Genomic DNA, 19,237 nt, shown 5'->3' with positions numbered 1-19,237 from the left:
GCTAATCCTGCAGGAATTAAAAATGTGAATTCTCCTTTGAGTTCATTGAAAAACTTAAAAGAAGAACCATCAATTGCGGTTAATAGAAATCTAAGGATTAAGACACTTACTGTGTAACTGATAAAAATGCTTCCAATCCTTTTAAAATATTTAATATTCTTATCGCTAAAATAATTTCCATTTTCTACTTCTTTCAAAATAGATAAGAAATAACTAAACCCGTAAATAAGATAGCCTCTCCAAAAGAACAGACCTGCACTTATGGCATAATAACTCCATTCAATGGCGTTTTTGGATGTAAACCAACGTTCATTTTTATCTGATGTTTTTGCCCAATTCTGAAACTTCTCAAACTGGTTAAAATCAAATTCACGCATATCATTTAAAAGCACCGAAACAGCGCCTAATAAGACAGCATAGGTTATAATTGTTAAAAGTGTTGTGTTGTCTTTCATGTGTTTATGTGTATTTTTTTTTCAGTGTTCACATGCTGTTCGCAAGTAATCATTTCATTGTGTGATAAAATTTTGAACGTGCTCGTTTCATAATTAAATCGTTAATTCATTTTCTTCTTTAGCTCGTTTTGCCACTTTAAAAACTTCACTCAATACCATAAAAAATAGGCCAAGACAGATTAACATGATGTAAGGACTTAATCCTAAATTAATTTTAAACTCACTTTTAAAAAATAAATGTGCTACAAAGAGTAATATGGAAGACAGAAGACCAATACCTGAGAGTAAGTAGCCTATTCTATAAAAGTTGTTTATAACATCGCTATGAAAAGGTTTTACCTTTTGGAAGTAGCGCAAGGTTTTTCTAAACAGATACACACAATAGATTGTGCCAAAAGCCAAAACAATAAATAGCAATCCAAAAATCTGAACTGCAATTGCAGAGGTGTCTTGTTTATCTATGTCAATATCAAAAACAAGATTCAAAGATTCTGGTTCAATAAAGATATAAGCAGCAAAAAAAATAAGCAATAGTGCGCTTGGAATACAGGTTACAAGCCAAATAAAATCTATTAAACTTTTTAGAATACTAAGTTTTCTCATTGTATTATTTATTTAGTTCTTCAATTAAGTTTATCACAGTACCGCTTTTATCAATCTCAATTTTTACCGTTTTATAAATCCAATGCTTATTCTTTTTTTCGGCAACAACATATAGACTTGCTTTACCTTTATTTCCTTTTACTGGAAGAATTAAATCGACGGCATCTTGACCAAAACTAAATCCATTAAAGTCTAACTCTAATTTGAACTGTCCCTTTTGCGTTTTATCAGTTTTAAGAGTGTCTATAAAAATTTCGTTTCCTATTTTATTAATGACTTCGGTATTACTTTTAGCCAAACCCAATGCATACGTTTTGGGCTCTGATGATTTAAACGCTTCGGACAGATGCGATGTTAAACTCACATAACCAATACCACATACCGCTGCTATTAAAATTATGCTGATAGAACTGATTAAAAGTCTTTTTTTCATAGTGAGATACTTTATTTAATTATTGTTTAACAATAACAAAAGTATGAAAATTATCGTAAAACAATAATTTTTTTTCAAAATAATTTTTTTTCACCAGATCTGTCAGGTTTTTGAAAACTGACAAATCTCAAAATCTTTATAGTATCTTTGATGCATGCAGAACACCTTCGTCACCATCGCCAGATTTCAATATTCCTCAGAAGCCCAAATTATAAAAGGGCGTTTAGAAGCTGATGGTATCGAAGTATTCCTAAGAGACAACATCACCATTGATACGGATCCCTTAGTAAGTAATGCTATTGGTGGTGTAAAACTAAAAGTACTCGCCAAAGATGAAAAAGAAGCCAGAGCCATTTTAAAATCTATTAATGCCTATTCTTTAGATAATGATGGCGAAGCTATAGTCTGTCCCAATTGTAAGGAACACCATATTGCATTATATTCTACCATTGCCGATTTTAAATCTTTAATGTCATTTATAATTGGTTTTGTATCAGGAACGTTACCATTTAGTACACGTTACCAATACAAATGTGAGGATTGTAAGACTGAATTTCCAATTAAAAATTAGAAACCTTATCATAGGCGCTTTTCAACTTTTTAATAACAATTTCAATTTCTTCTTCATTTAAATGTCCAAAACCAAAACGAATGGCGCAGGTATTTTTATCTTGATATAAAATGGTTTTAGGCAGAAATAAATCTAATTTTTCGGCTTCTTCAGCAAGTTTAACTAACGAAATTGTTTTCGCAAATTGTAGCCAAATAGCTAAGCCACCTAAGGGTTTTTCCCAAGTTATAATAGCTTCAAAATAATAGTTTAAATAATGGCATAAACTATCGCGACGCTCTTTGTAAGTGATGATGTTTTTTTTCTTAAGACGGTATATTTCACCTTCAGAAATAAGTTCTGATAGCATTTGCTCTTGTATTAAATCTCCTTGTCTATCTAATAATTGCAAGTAATTTTTTGCTTCAGAAATTAAGTTTTCGGGTGCTACCACAAACCCTGTATGAAAACTTGGAAATAACGACTGTCCTAATTTACCTAAATAAATGACCATGCCATTAGCATCAGCACTTGCCATAGGTAACATCGCAGAACCTTCAAACTGAAAATCGTAGTCATAATCGTCTTCTATAATTGCAAACCCATACGTTTTTGCCAGTTGCAACAATTGTAAACGGCGTTTTGCACTCAACATTAACGTTGTTGGATAATCTCTATTAGCACATATATAAACGCATCTTATACTGTTTTTTAAAAAATGGGTTTTTATATAATCGACATTTAAACCTTCTTTATCTAATGGAACTGTTCTAATAGTTGCACCAGCTTGTTGAAAAATCATGTTAGCCGCATAATTACTTAACTGCCCAACCAATACCAAATCATTTTGTTTAATCAACAGCTGAGACATTATATAAAGACTCATTTCTGTACTACGTGTGTTTATTAAATTACTAGGTTTTATATGGAAGCCACGCGTGGCATTTAAATAATTACAGAGCTGCGTTTTAAAAACCGAAGGTGTAAAAGCGCTTGTTCTATTCCACTTATTTATTAATGATTTTCGTTTCATGGCAGCACTATACCATCTCGAAAACTGATGAACAGGATGCAAACGTAAATCGGGCTTACCTTCATTAATCATATACTTTGCAGTAGTTTCTTGAGACGTTGAAGCAAGGTTAAATGATTTTTGAAAAGGAAAACCTGCTACTTTTGGGTAAGCATACGCCTGATGTAAATGTTGTGCCGTAGCTTTAATTTTTGCTGTGGTTGGCTCGGGTACCAAAACAAAAGTCCCTTTATTGGCTATAATATCTACCCAACCTTGAGATGCCAATTCGTCATAAATAGCAACGGCTGTATTACGATGAATGTTTAATAGTTGGCTTAAAATCCGAGTTCCTGGTAACTTAACACCTTTTTCTAAATACCCACGTTGTATTGCATTTATTATTTGCTGTGCTACTTGTATATAGACAGGTTGCACCACCGTTTTATCGAATGTAATAAGCTGTTTAATAATTTGATTAGCCGGACTACTCATTATTTTAAAACTGGACTACTTTAATCGTCCGGAAAGTTACGACTTTTGTAATGCTTAAATGCGTTCAATAACAAGTATTACATAACTTAAATAGATGAAAAACACAGTCTACCTTTTTACATTCATTTTAATTACCGTTTTTGAACTAAATGCTCAAGAACAAGAAATAAAAACCGATTCTTTACAAGAAATTGTTATTACCTCAACACGAATTGATCTTCCTTTTAAAGAAAATTCGAGAACCATAAGTATTATTACAGCTACAGATATTAAAAATAGTGCTGCTGTAAATATTGCTGATTTATTACAACAAGTTGCAGGTGTAGACATAAGACGTCGTGGCACAGGTGGTAGCCAGGCCGATTTATATATTAGAGGTGGTGGCTTTGACCAAACGCTTCTATTAATTGACGGTATAAAAATGGACGATGCACAAACCGGTCACCATACTATGAATGCTGCTTTACCAATAGAAGTCATTGAGCGCATAGAAATCATCAAAGGACCTGCTGCTCGTATTTTTGGACAAAATGCCTTTACAGGAGCGATTAATATTGTGACTAAAAAAACTCTAAATAATAGTGTTTCTGCAAATTTTGAAACCGGTTCTTTTGGTCAATTAAATGGAAATTTAACGGTTGGTACAGAACTAGACAATTCCTCTCATATTGTACATATTGGCAAAGTAACTTCTGAAGGTTATAGACCTAATTCAGATTATGATAATTCTAATATTTTCTTAAAAAGTGTATTCAATAAAAAGGATCAACCTATTGAAATGATCGCTACTTTTTTTGAACGTAAGTTTGGTGCAGAGAATTTTTACACCACTAATCCATCGTTTAACGAGTACGAAGAAACGCAGAATAGTTTAATCGCTTTTACAACAACCTTTAAATCTGAAAAACTAAAAATCTCACCTCGTGTCTATTGGAAACGAAACCAAGATGTCTTTTTACTAAGACGCTTTGAGCCTGAGTTTTTTAGAAATTTCCATATCTCAGATAAGATTGGAGCAGAAGCCAATGCCTCTTACACTTCTAAATTAGGTGTTACAGGTTTTGGTGTTGATCTTTCTAAAATTCACTTACGAAGTAATAATCTAGGCAATCGCAATCGCTTTATGACTAATATGTTTTTAGAGCATCGTTTTCAATTACTAGATAATAAGTTAGATATTACTCCAGGTGTTGCGCTAACTTACTTTTCGGATTTTAAGTTTCATGCATTCCCTGGATTAGACATTGGTTTTGATGTTTCTAACGACGTAAAAGTTTATGGAAATATTGGATATACTTATAGAATTCCAACATACACAGATTTATTTTATTCTGATCCTCGTACTAGCGGAAATCCAGATTTAGAACCCGAAGAAGCTTTTGCTCAAGAAATCGGTATCAAATACATCACACCAAAATTTAGAGCCACTTTAGCCGTATTTAATAGAGATGCTCAAAACTTAATTGACTACATAAGACCTGATGCAAGTGAAGAAATTTTCACAGCCACTAATATCACAGAAGTTAATACTCAAGGTTTTGAATTTGATGCTGCTTATAATTTTAAACACAAAGGCTTTACACAGACTTTAGCTTTTGGCTATGCGTTTTTAGATGATAATATTTTAGAGCAAAACGAAGAACTATCACGTTATTCTTTAAACACCTTAAAACATCAATACACAACAAGATTAAGCACACAGTTATTTAAAAATATGCGTCAAAATGTTGTTTATAAATATGCAGAGCGTACTACAGGGCAAACTTATAATGTTTGGGATGCGTCATTAGTTTACAGGTTAAAACAAATGGAATTTACCATTACTGCAAGTAATATTTTTGATGCAGATTATATTGAAACTGGCTTTACACCAATGCCTCCAAGTAATGTATTATTTGGAATACGTTACAGTTTTAAGTAATAATAAAAATATTTATTAAATTTTCTGTAACAAAATTCCTTCATTTGCTACTTATATATTGAAAGTAGTTCTCAACTCAAAACTTTTTGAGTATACAAAGTATAGAAACGAGCGTACTTACAATAACCATCAAAATACAGTTGACATTCGTTATTTGGATTATTCAAATCCAAAAAAAGATTTCAAATAAACCATGACTTTTCTTAAGTCTTACTTGGTGGTCATTTTATGCCCAATTTACTTTCAAAATAAGATTGAAAAATCTCATAATGGTCGTATATTTATTAACGCATTTTAAATCTTACAATTATGGTAGAATGGTTTTCAAATTTAGAATTTTTACCAAAGGTGTATTGGCTCGTCGCTATTATTGGCTCACTAATTTTTAGTATAGTTATGATTATGGCTTTTACTGGAGGTGATGCTGATGATCTTGGTAATTTTGACGCTGATATGGATGCTGATTTTGGAGCTGGTTTTCAATTTATCAGTTTTAAAAACTTAGTTGGCTTTTTTACCATTTTTGGCTGGAGTGGCATTGCATGTATCGATGCTGGCTTATCAAAACCAATTACAGTTATTGTATCTGTATTATGCGGATTAGTAATGATGACTGTTATGGCAGCATTATTCTATTTTATTAGCAAACTGACAGATAGCGGAACACTAAATTATAAAAATGCTATTGATGCTGTTGGCGAAGTTTACTTAACTATTGGTGCAGATCGCTCTAGAATTGGTAAAGTCACTGTAAATGTGCAAGGTACCATGCGAGAATTAGATGCACTTACAGATTCCTTAACCGAATTAAAATCTGGAACCATTATAAAAGTTCTCGATGTTACCTCAAACGGAATTCTCATCGTAGACAACACACGTAAGCCTATTAAACCTTCTCACGCAGAAAATGAACAACTGCAAGAGGGTGAAAATCGTTTACTAAGCAACGATTAAACTCAAAATAACTCAATACTAACTCTTAAACCCAAAAACATATGAAATTACTGAGCATACAAGAAACAATTAACATGGAAGGCATAGGAGGCCCTATGTTATTAATATTTGTCGCACTATTTATAGTATTGACATTAATTATATTGATAAAACGTTATAAACGTTGCCCATCTGACAGAATTTTAGTGGTCTATGGTAAAGTAGGTGGAGGCCAATCTGCAAAATGTATTCATGGTGGTGCCGCATTTATTATTCCTGTAATTCAAGATTTTGAATTTTTAGAATTAACACCAATATCTATTGAAGTGAATCTGGTGAATGCCTTATCTAAGCAAAATATTCGTGTTAACGTACCATCACGTTTTACCATCGGTATCTCTACTGAACCTGGTGTTATGCAAAACGCAGCAGAGCGTTTGCTGGGTTTAGGACAGAATGAAATCCAAGAACTAGCGCAAGAAATTATTTTTGGTCAATTACGTTTAGTCGTTGCCTCGATGGATATTGAAGAAATTAATAATGATCGTGACAAATTTTTAACCAATATTTCAGATAGTGTTGAAACCGAATTAAGGAAAGTTGGCTTAAAGTTAATCAACGTAAACATTACAGATATTGTTGATGAGTCTGGCTATATTGAAGCACTTGGTAAAGAAGCGGCTGCGCACGCTATTAATGCAGCACGTAAATCAGTTGCTGAAAAAACTAGAGATGGTTCTATTGGTGAAGCCAATGCTGTACAAGATGAAAGAACCCAAGTTGCTGCTGCTAATGCACAAGCTGTCGAAGGAGAAAATACTGCAAAAATTGCAGTAGCCAATTCAGATTCGTTACGCCGTCAACGTGAAGCAGAAGCAGAACGTGTGGCTATTGCCTCAGAAAAAGTACAAACTGCAAAAGCATTAGAAGAATCTTATGCCGCAGAGCAATTAGCAGAAACGGCAAGAGCAGAACGTGTGCGCTCATCCCAAATGGCAGATATCATTGTACCTGCTGAAATTGACAAAAAGAAAGTTGAAATTGATGCAGAAGCAGAAGCAGAACGTATTAGAAGACGTGCTAAAGGTGAAGCAGATGCGATACTATTTAAAGCACAGGCTGAAGCACAAGGGCAATTTGAAGTTCTAACTAAACAAGCAGCTGGTTTACAAGAAATTGTAAAAGCTGCTGGCAACAATAGTAGAGATGCTGTATTATTATTAATTGCAGATAAATTACCTGAGTTGGTAAAGATACAATCAGACGCTATTAAGAATATTAAAATTGATAAGGTAACTGTTTGGGATAATGGTGGCAATGGTGAAGACGGAAAATCATCTACCGCTAATTTCTTATCTGGTATGTACAAATCAGTACCACCTTTACAAGAAATGTTTAATATGGCTGGTATGGATTTACCTGAGTATTTAAAAGGTAAAGACAAAAAAGAGATTGAAGCAGAAGATGCTGAGATTTATAAGTCTGAAAAGAAATAGTTAAACTAGAAAAGTCCACTTTTAAAAAAGTGGGCTTTTCTTATATAATTATTTTATGAACACACTGCTATTTAAAAGAAAGCTTCCTATTTGGAAATTAATACTAGGTTCTATAGCCTTAACCGTTGGAATAATTTCTTTATTTTCTAGTTTCAAAGGATTTATTTTAATTGGTATGGGTATTTTTCTTCTTTTGGTAGAAGGTTCAGAATTCGACTTTAAAAATAAAAAGTATAGAGAGATAAAATCAATATTAAGTATTTCCGTAGGAACCTGGAAACCAATTCCAGAGACAGACTATATATCGGTATTTAGAACTAATGAAACAATAACCTTGAGATCTAGAACTGCTGAAGCAAATGTTTCTAATGAAATTATAAAACTTAATTTATTCTATAACACCAATCAAAAAATTGAAGCTTACGAAACCTATGATGAAAATGATGCTTTTATGAAAGCTAAAGAAATTGCAACAGTTTTAAATGTTGATATTTTGGATGCTACAGAACGCAAATCTAAGTGGTTATAACACAAATTTTGAACGGCATAATAATTATGTTCTCGTAACGTTTTATTAACTTTAGCTTACTAAATTTTTAACTTTTGCAATTAAATCTACAACAAATTCCTCGTGTTAAAACCATCACGAAAGCGGATTTCATAAAACACTATTTTAAACTACAAAAACCGGTAGTAATAGAACGTTGTATAGAAGATTGGCCTGCATATTCTAAATGGAATTTAGACTACATAAAAGATATCGCTGGTGACATAACTGTTCCACTTTACGATGATAGACCTGTAGATTATAAAGATGGATTTAATGAAGCACATGCCACCATGAAGATGAGTGATTATGTAGATTTATTAAAAAAAGAGCCTACAAAATTTAGAATTTTTCTTTGGAATATTTTAAAAGAAATCCCCCAACTTCAAAAAGATTTTAAGTACCCGGATTTTGGGTTACGACTACTTAAAAGTTTACCAATGCTATTCTTTGGAGGAACCAATTCACATACGTTTATGCATTACGATATTGACTTAGCTAATATTTTTCATTTTCATTTTGAAGGTGAGAAACAATGCATCCTATTCGATCAGAAACAGAATAAATATTTATATAAAATTCCGTATTCCTTAATCACAAGAGAAGATATTGATTTCTCAAATCCTGATTTTAAAAAATGGCCCGCTCTAAAACATGCAAAAGGTTGGGTCTGCGATTTAAAACACGGCGAAACACTCTACATGCCAGAAGGGTACTGGCACTATATGAAATATATTACACCCGGATTTTCTATGAGCTTACGTGCCATTGCAAGACATCCTAAAAATCTAAGAAAAGCGATTTACAACATATTTATAATGCGTAATTATGATAACTTAATGCGTCGTATAAAGGGCCAAAAATGGATAGATTGGAAAAATAAAAAAGCCATATCTAACACCAATGGTTTCATTTAATTATTGTGTAATTTTAGTTTACAATTCGTATATTTGGTAATATTTTTTTAAAAAAATCATGAAAAAAATCATATTAATAACAGCTTTATTTGCATTCATATTTGGCAATTCTCAGGCATTTAAAGGTAAAGGAGATAGCAAATTTCAAGCAGGTGCTAACTTCCAAAATAACGGTACAGGCTTAAATTTGTCGTATGATTATGGTATTGGAGAAAACATCTCTTTAGGATTATCGTCTACTTATCTTTTGGGTGTCGATGAAAAATTAGATCCAGATTTTAGTGATCGCATCGATATAAGAGCACGTTTTAATGCTAATATCGGAAACGTTTTAGCCATAGACGAAAATTTTGATTTATATCCTGGCTTAAGCTTTGGTTTAAAGAATTTTGGTGGTCATATAGGTGCACGTTATTTATTTACTACTGGCTTTGGTATTTACACAGAATTAAATGCACCTTTAGCAAGTTACGATTCTGGTAGTTTATCACCTGTAGAAAAATTACACAATCAATTTACCATTAATTTCGGAGCTACTTTTAACTTATAGAATCTAAGTTTTTAGAATTAAAAAAAGCCTTTTCGCTATGCGAAAAGGCTCTTTTTATAAATATTCATTAAGTTTTTCATAAATGAGGTGGGATTCCCAACCGCGATATAAAAGATAATCTGCCACTTTTTTTTTCTTTTTGTATCTATTTTTCTCGGTAACCTGTTCTATTCGCTTATTTACGAGTTCATCAAGTGTATTATAATAGTCCTCTAAATCAATTTCCTTTAGCGCAACATCCATACTATATTTTGATATATCTCTAAATTTCAACTCTCTGATTAATCTGACTTTTCCCCATTTTTTTATCCTAAATTTACCTCGTACATAAGCTTTAGCAAAGCGTTCTTCGTTAAGATAATTGTGCTGAATTAAATGCACCAAAATAGTATCAATTACATGCGGTATCATTCGCATCTCTCTAAGCTTAAATCGCACCTCCTTATGGCATCGCTCTTGATATGCGCAATAATTTTCAAGCTTTTTTTGCGCTTCGTCGACAGAATAGGTTTTTTCGGCGTTCATATAGCAAAAATAATAGCTAATTAATTAAGTTGGCAATTATACCTATAATATTTTTTCATGAAAAAAAAATATTCCATTTCGCTACTTATACTATTAGCGTCCTTTTACTTTGGCTATTGTCAGTTGTTAACCTTTGAATTTAATGGTAATAATGGTGTAGCTGATGCTGTAGTATCAAATTTTAATAACTTTGCACTAACATCTTCTACAATATCTAGAGGAGCAGGTTTAAATGCTTTAGAGAATAATAATAGTTTTGCATCAACCAACTGGACTACTACAACCATTTCAGATGCAGTAACTAATAATGATTACTTAGAATTTACAATAACACCAAATGCTGGCTTTCAATTTGATGTCACTACGATGCTATTCAAAACACGACGTAACAATAATGGTTTTACATCTGTAGCCTTAAGGAGTTCTTTAGATGGATATGCTACTAATATTGATGAAATTATTCCCATAACAGCAAATTCTCAAACAGTAACGTTTAATGTTGGACAAACTAATAATGCTTTTGCAGTTACATATAGACTTTATGGTACAGCCAATACGAATGGAGGTAATGGTAGACTAGGTGCTAGTGGGGCAAACAATGATATCATTGTAAATGGTTCTATTTCTGCAATAGCAACTATAACGTGTTCAATCTCAGATAATTTTTCTGCAACAACAATTGATGCTCAATGGAATTCTGTTGGTGGCGATGTATCTATTGTAGCTAATGAATTGTCGATTAGTACTGGCGGAGTAGCTGGTTACGATTATGTTTACCAGGATGTATCTGCATTTTATAATACAACATTGAGTTCTCTTGCAAACCCTATTACTTGGGAGTTTAATATGAGATCAAGTGTAGGAAACCCGAATGGATTTAATGGTAATGCTAATGGTATAGCATTTGTATTAGGTAATACTGAATCTGATATGTTAGAAGGAAATGGTTACGCAGTTGTACTAGGTACACCTGGCAACAATACCGTACCTGATTTTGTGAGATTGGTTAGGTTTACTAATGGAATAGATGGCAATGCTAGCCATACCAATATAGTTGCAGATATTACTGAATATGATAATGACTATTTAAGTATGCGTGTTGTGTTTGACCCAGTAACAGATAATTGGGAATTATATGTTAGAGATGATGGTGCCTTTTTTAGTAATCCAATATCTTTAAATGCAGGTAATCTTATTGGTAATGCAATAGATAACACCTATACAAATTCTAGCTTGGATTTTATTTCTGCACTTTGGAAACATAATGCAAATGCAGGTCCTACAGCAACATTTGACAATATTTGCATCTCCTCAAGTACAAGTTGTACTGCCACCACAACTTGGGATGGTTTAGTCTGGGATAATGGTGTGCCTAATATTAATACTACAGTTATTATTGATGGTAACTTTGATACTTCTGTTGGTAGTTTGCAAACCAGCTTTAGTGCTTGTAGTTTAACAGTAAACGCTGGCAACTTCATAAATATTCAAAATGGTACTTTTATTGAAGTACAAAATGATATTATTGCTAATGGAGATATAACTGTTTTTCCAGGAGGTTCAGTTGTTCAAGTTAGCAATTTTGCATCAACAGTTGCTGATGGAACAATTACAGTTCAAAAAGAAACATCACTTCTAAACAGTTATTTTGAATATACATATTGGAGTTCACCAGTTAACGGTGAAACTATTGAAAACACATTTGCAAACGTACCGGTGAGTAGACGATTTGTATTTAATGCCGCTAATTTTGTAGATCTTTTTGCGGAAGTAAATAATACAAATACTTTTGCCCCTGGACAAGATGATATTGATGATGATGGTAACGCGTGGCAGGCTGCCTCTGGTGTGATGACAGAAGGTGTGGGTTATGCAACGACTGCAGTGCCTGCTGGTATGCTTCCAGCACCTCAACAATTTACATTTGAAGGCCCATTTAATAATGGTGTTATTACTCCTGCTATTTCTAATGCAAGTGGTGGAACTTATAGTGATTGGAATTTTATTGGTAATCCTTATCCTAGTGCTATAGATGCAGCGATATTTTTTACTACTAATGCTGGTATAGTAGACCATCTCTTTTTATGGAGCCAAGCAACACCTTTAAATGCTAATGCTTCTGGTAATGGTGAAGAAAATTTTTCTGTTGCAGATTATGCTATAATTTCTGCTAGTGGAGTTAGTACAGCTGGTGCATCTGGTATAACACCTAATGGCTTTGTACCTTCAGGACAGGGTTTCTTTGTTGAGGCATTATCAGGCACAAATGTTACATTTAATAATGCTATGCGTGTTACAGGTGATAATAATCAGTTTTTTAGAAATTCAAACGTTACAACGACTAATCGTGAGGTACTATGGTTAAACCTAACATCAGACAATGGTGTGTTTAGTCAAATTGCTGTGGCTCATATCGATGGAGCGACAGACAATAATGACGGTTCATTCTATGACGTTAAACGAAATGTGTCTTCTGAAAACTTTGCAAAACTTTATTCTATTATAGATAATAGTACGGATGAATTTGTCATACAAGGTAAAGCAATTTCTGGTTTAAATATTAACGAAGTTATTGAGCTTGGCTTTAATGCTGTAATAGAGGTGCCTACTATATATAACGTTTCAATCGCACAATTTGAAGGTGCTTTTTATAACGCTAATACTATTTACTTAAAAGACAATCTGCTAGGTAGCATTCATAATCTTAAAGATTCTAATTATAACTTTACATCAGAAGTTGGTGAGTTTAATAACCGCTTTGAAATTGTATTTAACAACAATATACTTTCTATTGATGATAACCAAGTTGACTCAAATGATTTAACTCTTGTTGAGCTAGCTAATGGTGATGTTGAAGTGAAAATAACAAATAGCTTAACAATAACTAATGTTAAGATTTTAGACATGTTAGGCAGACGCGTGTATAACTTAAGCGGAAGCAACTCAACTGAAGTCTATAACTTATCTAAACTAAGTAAAGCAGCATATATTGCTAGAGTTACATTGTCTAACGGACAAGTAATTAGCAAGAAAGCTGTAAAGCAAAAATAGGCTTACTACACAAAATAGAAAAAGCTTAATTTATAAAATGAAGCTTTTTTTAAGCAAATATTTACAGGGTATATTTTAAAGCTAAAATTAAATTTCTACCTGCAGCAGAAATACCAGAAGAATAGGGTCTGTAACGTTGATCTGTAATATTTTCTAAGCTTGCTGTAATACTGAAATTATCAGTCCATTGGTATTGTGTACGCAGGTTAAGCGTTTGCCATGATGGAGCATAAGGATTTCCGTCTTCATCAGAAGCATAGATGTAATCTTTACCCACTTCAGAAGGTGCTAATTGATTAAATGACAACTCATTATTATATACTAAGAATGCATCTAATTGAAGTTTCTTCTTTTTCCAAATAAAATGAGTCCTACCAAAATTTGGTGCAATATGTCTAATTGGGACTTCAATACCTTCGTTTTCTTCTGTTCCGCCAATGATATTGTATTGAGAACGCAACTTTAAATACTCAGTAAAGTTAACCTCTACACCAACTTCAAAACCATAAATCCAAGCCTGTGATGCATTTTGTATGGCCTGAATATTACTTAATTCACCATCATATATAATTTCAGTTTCTCCATTTAGTTCAAAATCTCTTCTAATTAAAGCATTATCTAAGAACGTATAATAGGTCGCTAAATCAAAAATAACTTTATCATTAAAATTCAATTTTAAACCCAACTCACCTCCATAAGCATACTCAGCTTTTAAGTCTTTATTAGGAACAACTACAGAGCCAGGCTCACTATCAAACACCTTACCAACATCATCTATATTTGGTGCTCTAAAAGCTGTAGACGCATTAAGTTTCCATTGTATCATATCACTTGGCGACCATGTAATACCAGCTGTACCAGTTAGTGCTCCTGTATTTACTTGGGCATCATCAAACGGAAGATTTAAAAACACATTATTTTCTGTAAAATCTGCATTTGCAATAACTTGATTATATCGTAAACCCGATTGAAATACAAACTTTGGATTTGGTTTGTATTTTAGACTTGCGTAACCTGCTATAGATTGCCATGTTGAGCCATTAGGATAGCGTGTAACAGTAGCAATACTTGTATCTGTATCTATATTATCTTCTTGTCCTTTAGAACCTACAGTGTTATATAAATACTCTAGACCATAAAATAAAGTGGTTTTAGAACTTAAACTCTTTTCTAAATCTAAATTGAATGATATCGCATCTACATTTTCAGCTCTAACCTCACGCAATGCCGATTGAAAATCTCTATCGCTTCTACTTTCTTGGAAATTCTGGTATGCTGCTGTTGCTTGCAGCTTATCGTAAAAGTTAGAACTACTACTAACTTTGGTTACTTGAAAATTTCCCATAAACCACTGTTGTGGCCCATATTCCCATTCTGCTGAGCGTAATGATTCACCTCTTGGCCTTATTAATCTATCATATCTAGGATAATCAGATGTTGTAGAAAAATACAACCCTATATCAAAATTGAGATTATCTGACGGTTCATATCTTACTTTTTGCATTAAATTAATTTGGCTATATCCTGTTGGCACTTGTACTTGCGGATTAGGATTTAATCGGATAATGTCTTCTCCATTCTCTCTTACCACATATTCATTTCTAAGATAATCACTAGGTCCATTACTTCCCATTCTTAAATCATCAAAGTCTGTATAGCTTACGCTTGTTAAAAAAGCCCATTTTTTATAACCTAAGTTAAAATCAAAATGACCTGTTTTCTCAGTATTAGCAGTTGCGTATCTTGTTAAAACATTAGCACTTAGAAACAAATCATCTTTATAAGACAATTGCGGTTTTTTAGTATAAAAACTCATTACCCCACCTATGGCATCACTTCCGTAAACCACAGAACCAGCCCCTAGAGTTACTTCTGTATTTTGAACTGTAAATGGATCTACTGAAATTACATTTTGTAGATTACCGCCTCTAAAGATGGCATTGTTCATTCTTACACCATCAACAGTAATTAATAATCTGTTAGTAGAAAAACCTCTAATCATTGGACTACCTCCACCTAACTGACTCTTTTGTATATAAATATTACCTGTATTCTCTAGTAAATCTGCACTTGTTTGTGGGTTTGCAAACGCTATTTCTTTAGCGCTTACACTTACGATTGTTTGAGGTATATCGCGCTTACTTTGTTCGAATTTAGAGGCAGATATTACAATCTGATTTAAACTTTCTACACTAGGGACAAGATAAACGATGTAATTATTCTGTTCTATTTCTGATTTTTTTATTTGTGTTTTTATGTATAAAATACTTTGAAAGAAAATGGTTTCATTACTACCAAACTTTTCTAGCAATGCTTTTCCATTAATATCTGTTACAACAGATTTATTTTTCTTTAAATTATATAAAACTACTCCAGGAATAGGCTCATTTGTGAGTTCCTCTAATACCGTAATTGTTTGTGCAGAACTAATTAACGTAAAAAGAAAACAAAAAAAAGGTAAGACTATAAAGTACTTTACTTTCAAATTAGTAGACATAAAATTCTTTTCTTATAAATTGACTTAATGAAATACATCATTGAGCACTTGTAAAGATTTCGGCTTTTTAAACCCCCCCAAATGTAATTGAAAATAATGCAATAACATATTCAAGAAATCTTGTCTTTGCTTTGCGCTAATTTTTATTAAAGAAAGGGCGTCAAAATTTATGCCTAACAAAGATTTTAATAGTGTTAAATTTTCGCCAGAGATGGAATAAATTCCACTTTCGACATTTTCAAATACCCCAGATTCTAAATTAAAATAGTCAAATTTATTAAACTGACTCTCAGGCTGAAAACCAAGATAGCGAGTCAATTTTAAAAGAAACAATAAATGAAAATTTGAGAATTTATCTTCATTGTCTAAATACTGGAGTGCAGTTTCTATATAATTATATAAATCTAAATTTTTTTCTTCCTCCTTAAGAACGGTCGAAAGAATCTCGGATAGAAATAAAACAATGGCACTTTTATAGATATTGGTGTGAAGGCTCTTATAAATATAATTAAGCTTTATATCTTTTATAGAATGTAACGATAAATTTGGCTTATAACTTTCTTCGATTTGTAATTGAGATAATACCTGAAAATAAACAGTTTTGGCTTGGCTTTTCTTAGACCTCAAAACTCCTCTTAGAATATAACTCACAACACCACGCTCTTGCGTATAGCATTTTACGATAAGATCATAATCTCTATACTTTAACTTTGAAAGAACAATACAATTATTTCTTGAGTGCATGTCTACTACTACCTAACGATAAGAACTTTGATGACTTTAGTTTCAAAAGATACTAAATCTGAAATCATTACTAAATATACGCCTGTTCTAACTACAGCATTTCCAAGATTCTTACCATTCCATATCGCTGTACCTCCATCTATAGCAAAATTATAATTTGCATTAGAGGATCTTAGATTAATATTAGACTGTGCTTCTGCAACTAAGTTACCTTCGATATCTGTTATTTTAATATTAACTCGGTCTGTTAAACCGCTTATCTTAACTCCCTTATTAATATCGTTTAAATCATTAAATCCAAGAATATTATACTCTGGTCTTACAGGGTTAGGGTAAGCAAAAGCATTTTCTAAAGTCTCTTCTGGTTTTGAACCTCCAGCTTTAAATGCAACTAATCCTCTTGTAGTTGCTATGTATACAATACCATTATCTGAATCTATTGCGATATCATTAACTCTATTTGACGGTAATGGAGAGTTATCTGTTGTAAAGTGATAAATTGTATTCTGCCCATCTGATGAAAAGTAAAATGCTCCTGAATCTGACGTGGCAACCCATTTATTATTTGAACCGTCTACCTCAATATCTGTAATAGATTGTCCTTCTAACAACTCTTTAGGGATACCATCTTCCAAAATAATAATTCTGTTTAAACTTGGATTAGGGTCATCATAAAAGCCTGCAGTATTAAATAACACTCGTAGTCCCCTTGTTGTTCCAATCCACAATTGATTTCTATCATCTAAAGCTAAAGCAACAAACCTAGCAAACGGAGGCACATTTTGTGCTTCAGAATTTATATTCCGTAAAGGGATAGATGCTATATTCTCATTATATGCTAGTAATCCGTTAGAATAAGAGCCTATCCATTTAGTCCCATTATTATCTATTTCTATTTCAAAAAAACCAAGGTCATCTAATAATGGATTCTCAATTAAACTAGAAAAACTATAACCTTGCCAATTCCCTGTTATTGGATCATAGGATTTTAGAGCTCTATCTACCCTGCTGGTTACAGACCACAATAAGCCATTAGTATCAAATTCTGTATCTGTAACTCTTATACTGCTAAAATTTGGCGAACTAGGCACAATTAACGATTCTAATCCGCTGTTATTTTGGTTGTATAATACAGTAGGTTCAAAGTCATTAATTTCTAGCAGACCATCATGTACAGCACTAATAAAAACCTGATTTGGATTAAATACATTAACTGAAATCTCAGATAAGTTACGAGCTCCTAAAACACTATCAAATGGTATATTACCCCATTCTTCATCATTTAAATAACTAACTCCTCGACTTCTGAATGGAGATGGATTAATTGACGCTGTATAATCACCAAAGGACGCCCAAACAGATTCAGAATCCGCATCGATTCTAAACACACTATTAAATAATGGGCCATTAGGTTTAATCTCAGTATAAAGATTATTTTCTGTTATTTGAATTTCGAGAACTCCCAAATCTTCTGTTCCTATATAAACCAAATCGTTGACTATTGTAGCTGACGTAAAACTAGTATCAAACTCTGTATTTGGTTCAAAGGTATTGACTAATTGTATATTAGTATCATAAACTCGAGTAGCGTTTGTAAACGTAAATATTAAATTTGAATCTGTTGTTTTTGCATCTATTGGTGATTGTGGTAAACTAAATAGTATATTTATATTAGTCTCATCTATTTCGTAAAGCTGGTTATTTGTCCTTACCGAATACACTTTACTATTTAATGTATTGATGGTGCGGTAATTACCTGCTAAAATAGTTTCCCATTGCGCAAAATCAATTAAATTAGGGTTTGTAAGCTCCGCTTTTTTAATCCCATTGTTATTACTACAAGCCACATAAATTTCATTATTTAAAAGAGCAACCTGATTAACTGTTATTTGTGACCCTCCATTACCCAAAAAATAGGTGTCGCCAAATTCTAGACGTTCTAAGTCATATACAGAGACCCCAAAATCTGTTGATATATATACTAAACCATTATTTTCATAGAAATGATTTATACGTTTATTCTCTGGCGTTATATTAGTCTTGTCTACTATATCTACTATCGTTAGTACAGAACCGTCTGTTTCTGAGTATAGTTCTATTAAACCACTGCCATAACCAACAAGTACATATTGATAGATTTCACTATAATAGATAGTTGTAATATCCTGACCAGAAAGTCCCTCAACAGTAGTAATCGTATTTAATTCTCGGGAAAGTATATCGAATTGAAAAACTGTATTCTGTGCCGCAGCATAAATTTTATTTTCACCAGCAACAACATCAACTACCCTATTATAAGAAAAATGTGGTTCCCAAAGCGCTGAAAAATCTTGAGCATAACTTTTGGTTGAGACTAGCAGTACTAATAGAACAACTTTTATAATAGCTCTTTGCATTAAAAATTAATTTTTTCAAATATATTTAATACTAACGATAATATATGACCAATCCTATATTATGTGATAAAAAAAGCCTCTATAATTATTATAGAGACTTTAAAATTTATAA

General features: G+C 32.6%; 16 protein-coding genes. 8 read left to right on the top strand and 8 right to left on the bottom strand.

Annotated elements, in window-relative coordinates:
• The 3 genes from B2U95_RS01830 to B2U95_RS01820 all read right to left on the bottom strand — a co-directional run.
• On the bottom strand, positions 1-455 hold a 455-nt coding region (locus B2U95_RS01830), incomplete at its 3' end, for a DUF2975 domain-containing protein (RefSeq protein ID WP_296311958.1).
• A gap of 93 nt (positions 456-548) precedes the next feature.
• Positions 549-1,058: a DUF2975 domain-containing protein gene (locus tag B2U95_RS01825; RefSeq protein WP_296311955.1), complete on the bottom strand. Its 510-nt coding sequence runs from the start codon at positions 1,056-1,058 to the stop codon at positions 549-551.
• Between the two features lie 4 nt (positions 1,059-1,062).
• Positions 1,063-1,491, bottom strand: a complete 429-nt coding sequence (locus B2U95_RS01820; RefSeq protein ID WP_296311953.1) for a cytochrome c oxidase assembly factor Coa1 family protein — start codon at positions 1,489-1,491, stop codon at positions 1,063-1,065.
• Positions 1,492-1,645: 154 nt separating this feature from the next.
• Between B2U95_RS01820 and B2U95_RS01815 the strand changes: the two genes are divergently transcribed.
• The gene (locus B2U95_RS01815; protein WP_296311950.1) at positions 1,646-2,062 is read left to right on the top strand and encodes a DUF2007 domain-containing protein; all 417 of its coding nucleotides are present in this window, start codon (positions 1,646-1,648) and stop codon (positions 2,060-2,062) included.
• On the opposite strand, the gene B2U95_RS01810 is transcribed toward B2U95_RS01815, so the two are convergent.
• Entirely contained in the window at positions 2,052-3,548 is a 1,497-nt protein-coding gene (locus tag B2U95_RS01810; RefSeq protein ID WP_296311947.1) for a PLP-dependent aminotransferase family protein, read from the bottom strand. The two genes, B2U95_RS01815 and B2U95_RS01810, sit on opposite strands and share 11 nt — an antisense overlap.
• Before the next feature lie 94 nt (positions 3,549-3,642).
• On the opposite strand from B2U95_RS01810, the gene B2U95_RS01805 reads away from it, so the two are divergent.
• The 6 genes from B2U95_RS01805 (at position 3,643) to B2U95_RS01780 (ending at position 9,912) form a co-directional block, all read left to right on the top strand.
• Positions 3,643-5,469 carry a TonB-dependent receptor plug domain-containing protein gene (locus tag B2U95_RS01805; RefSeq protein ID WP_296311944.1) on the top strand — a complete coding sequence of 609 codons (1,827 nt, stop codon included), beginning with the start codon at positions 3,643-3,645 and terminating at the stop codon, positions 5,467-5,469.
• 309 nt (positions 5,470-5,778) lie between these two features.
• Positions 5,779-6,423 carry a hypothetical protein gene (locus tag B2U95_RS01800; protein WP_296311942.1) on the top strand — a complete coding sequence of 215 codons (645 nt, stop codon included), beginning with the start codon at positions 5,779-5,781 and terminating at the stop codon, positions 6,421-6,423.
• A 41-nt stretch (positions 6,424-6,464) separates the two neighbouring features.
• Positions 6,465-7,898 (top strand): flotillin family protein, encoded by a 1,434-nt coding sequence (locus tag B2U95_RS01795; protein ID WP_296311934.1) that lies wholly within the window; start codon positions 6,465-6,467, stop codon positions 7,896-7,898.
• Between the two features lie 55 nt (positions 7,899-7,953).
• Positions 7,954-8,427, top strand: coding sequence for a hypothetical protein (locus B2U95_RS01790; RefSeq protein ID WP_296311931.1), 474 nt, complete (start codon positions 7,954-7,956; stop codon positions 8,425-8,427).
• A 74-nt stretch (positions 8,428-8,501) separates the two neighbouring features.
• The gene (locus B2U95_RS01785) at positions 8,502-9,362 is read left to right on the top strand and encodes a cupin-like domain-containing protein (protein ID WP_296311928.1); all 861 of its coding nucleotides are present in this window, start codon (positions 8,502-8,504) and stop codon (positions 9,360-9,362) included.
• A gap of 58 nt (positions 9,363-9,420) precedes the next feature.
• Positions 9,421-9,912: a DUF6646 family protein gene (locus B2U95_RS01780; RefSeq protein WP_296311926.1), complete on the top strand. Its 492-nt coding sequence runs from the start codon at positions 9,421-9,423 to the stop codon at positions 9,910-9,912.
• Between the two features lie 54 nt (positions 9,913-9,966).
• Here the strand turns inward: B2U95_RS01780 and B2U95_RS01775 are convergent, their stop codons facing one another.
• A complete protein-coding gene (locus tag B2U95_RS01775; protein WP_296311922.1) occupies positions 9,967-10,437 on the bottom strand; it encodes a regulatory protein RecX in 471 nt (156 codons plus the stop codon).
• 57 nt (positions 10,438-10,494) lie between these two features.
• Between B2U95_RS01775 and B2U95_RS01770 the strand changes: the two genes are divergently transcribed.
• Entirely contained in the window at positions 10,495-13,488 is a 2,994-nt protein-coding gene (locus B2U95_RS01770; protein WP_296311915.1) for a T9SS type A sorting domain-containing protein, read from the top strand.
• A gap of 61 nt (positions 13,489-13,549) precedes the next feature.
• Here B2U95_RS01770 and B2U95_RS01765 read toward each other — a convergent pair whose 3' ends face one another.
• The 3 genes from B2U95_RS01765 to B2U95_RS01755 are packed head-to-tail and all read right to left on the bottom strand — an operon-like array spanning position 13,550 to position 19,125.
• Entirely contained in the window at positions 13,550-15,985 is a 2,436-nt protein-coding gene (locus B2U95_RS01765; protein WP_296311912.1) for a TonB-dependent receptor, read from the bottom strand.
• Between the two features lie 24 nt (positions 15,986-16,009).
• Complete coding sequence (recO, locus tag B2U95_RS01760; RefSeq protein WP_296311907.1) at positions 16,010-16,729, bottom strand: DNA repair protein RecO; 720 nt, start codon at positions 16,727-16,729, stop codon at positions 16,010-16,012.
• A gap of 8 nt (positions 16,730-16,737) precedes the next feature.
• Positions 16,738-19,125, bottom strand: a complete 2,388-nt coding sequence (locus B2U95_RS01755) for an ABC transporter substrate-binding protein (protein ID WP_296311905.1) — start codon at positions 19,123-19,125, stop codon at positions 16,738-16,740.
• Positions 19,126-19,237: the final 112 nt, after the last annotated feature.

Source organism: Winogradskyella sp. UBA3174 (assembly GCF_002364335.1).
Classification (GTDB): domain Bacteria; phylum Bacteroidota; class Bacteroidia; order Flavobacteriales; family Flavobacteriaceae; genus Winogradskyella.
The sequence above is the reverse complement of the archived record's forward strand: the minus strand, read 5'-3'. Positions and strand labels throughout refer to the sequence as shown.

What these genes read in the sequence shown, in the direction of transcription:
- B2U95_RS01795 (WP_296311934.1), top strand. Translation starts at nt 6,465, where the DNA reads ATGAAATTACTGAGCATACAAGAAACAATTAACATGGAAGGCATAGGA.
- B2U95_RS01810 (WP_296311947.1), bottom strand. Translation starts at nt 3,548, where the DNA reads ATGAGTAGTCCGGCTAATCAAATTATTAAACAGCTTATTACATTCGAT.
- B2U95_RS01780 (WP_296311926.1), top strand. Translation starts at nt 9,421, where the DNA reads ATGAAAAAAATCATATTAATAACAGCTTTATTTGCATTCATATTTGGC.
- B2U95_RS01825 (WP_296311955.1), bottom strand. Translation starts at nt 1,058, where the DNA reads ATGAGAAAACTTAGTATTCTAAAAAGTTTAATAGATTTTATTTGGCTT.
- B2U95_RS01820 (WP_296311953.1), bottom strand. Translation starts at nt 1,491, where the DNA reads ATGAAAAAAAGACTTTTAATCAGTTCTATCAGCATAATTTTAATAGCA.
- recO (WP_296311907.1), bottom strand. Translation starts at nt 16,729, where the DNA reads ATGCACTCAAGAAATAATTGTATTGTTCTTTCAAAGTTAAAGTATAGA.
- B2U95_RS01765 (WP_296311912.1), bottom strand. Translation starts at nt 15,985, where the DNA reads ATGTCTACTAATTTGAAAGTAAAGTACTTTATAGTCTTACCTTTTTTT.
- B2U95_RS01800 (WP_296311942.1), top strand. Translation starts at nt 5,779, where the DNA reads ATGGTAGAATGGTTTTCAAATTTAGAATTTTTACCAAAGGTGTATTGG.
- B2U95_RS01805 (WP_296311944.1), top strand. Translation starts at nt 3,643, where the DNA reads ATGAAAAACACAGTCTACCTTTTTACATTCATTTTAATTACCGTTTTT.
- B2U95_RS01790 (WP_296311931.1), top strand. Translation starts at nt 7,954, where the DNA reads ATGAACACACTGCTATTTAAAAGAAAGCTTCCTATTTGGAAATTAATA.
- B2U95_RS01775 (WP_296311922.1), bottom strand. Translation starts at nt 10,437, where the DNA reads ATGAACGCCGAAAAAACCTATTCTGTCGACGAAGCGCAAAAAAAGCTT.
- B2U95_RS01815 (WP_296311950.1), top strand. Translation starts at nt 1,646, where the DNA reads ATGCAGAACACCTTCGTCACCATCGCCAGATTTCAATATTCCTCAGAA.
- B2U95_RS01755 (WP_296311905.1), bottom strand. Translation starts at nt 19,125, where the DNA reads ATGCAAAGAGCTATTATAAAAGTTGTTCTATTAGTACTGCTAGTCTCA.
- B2U95_RS01770 (WP_296311915.1), top strand. Translation starts at nt 10,495, where the DNA reads ATGAAAAAAAAATATTCCATTTCGCTACTTATACTATTAGCGTCCTTT.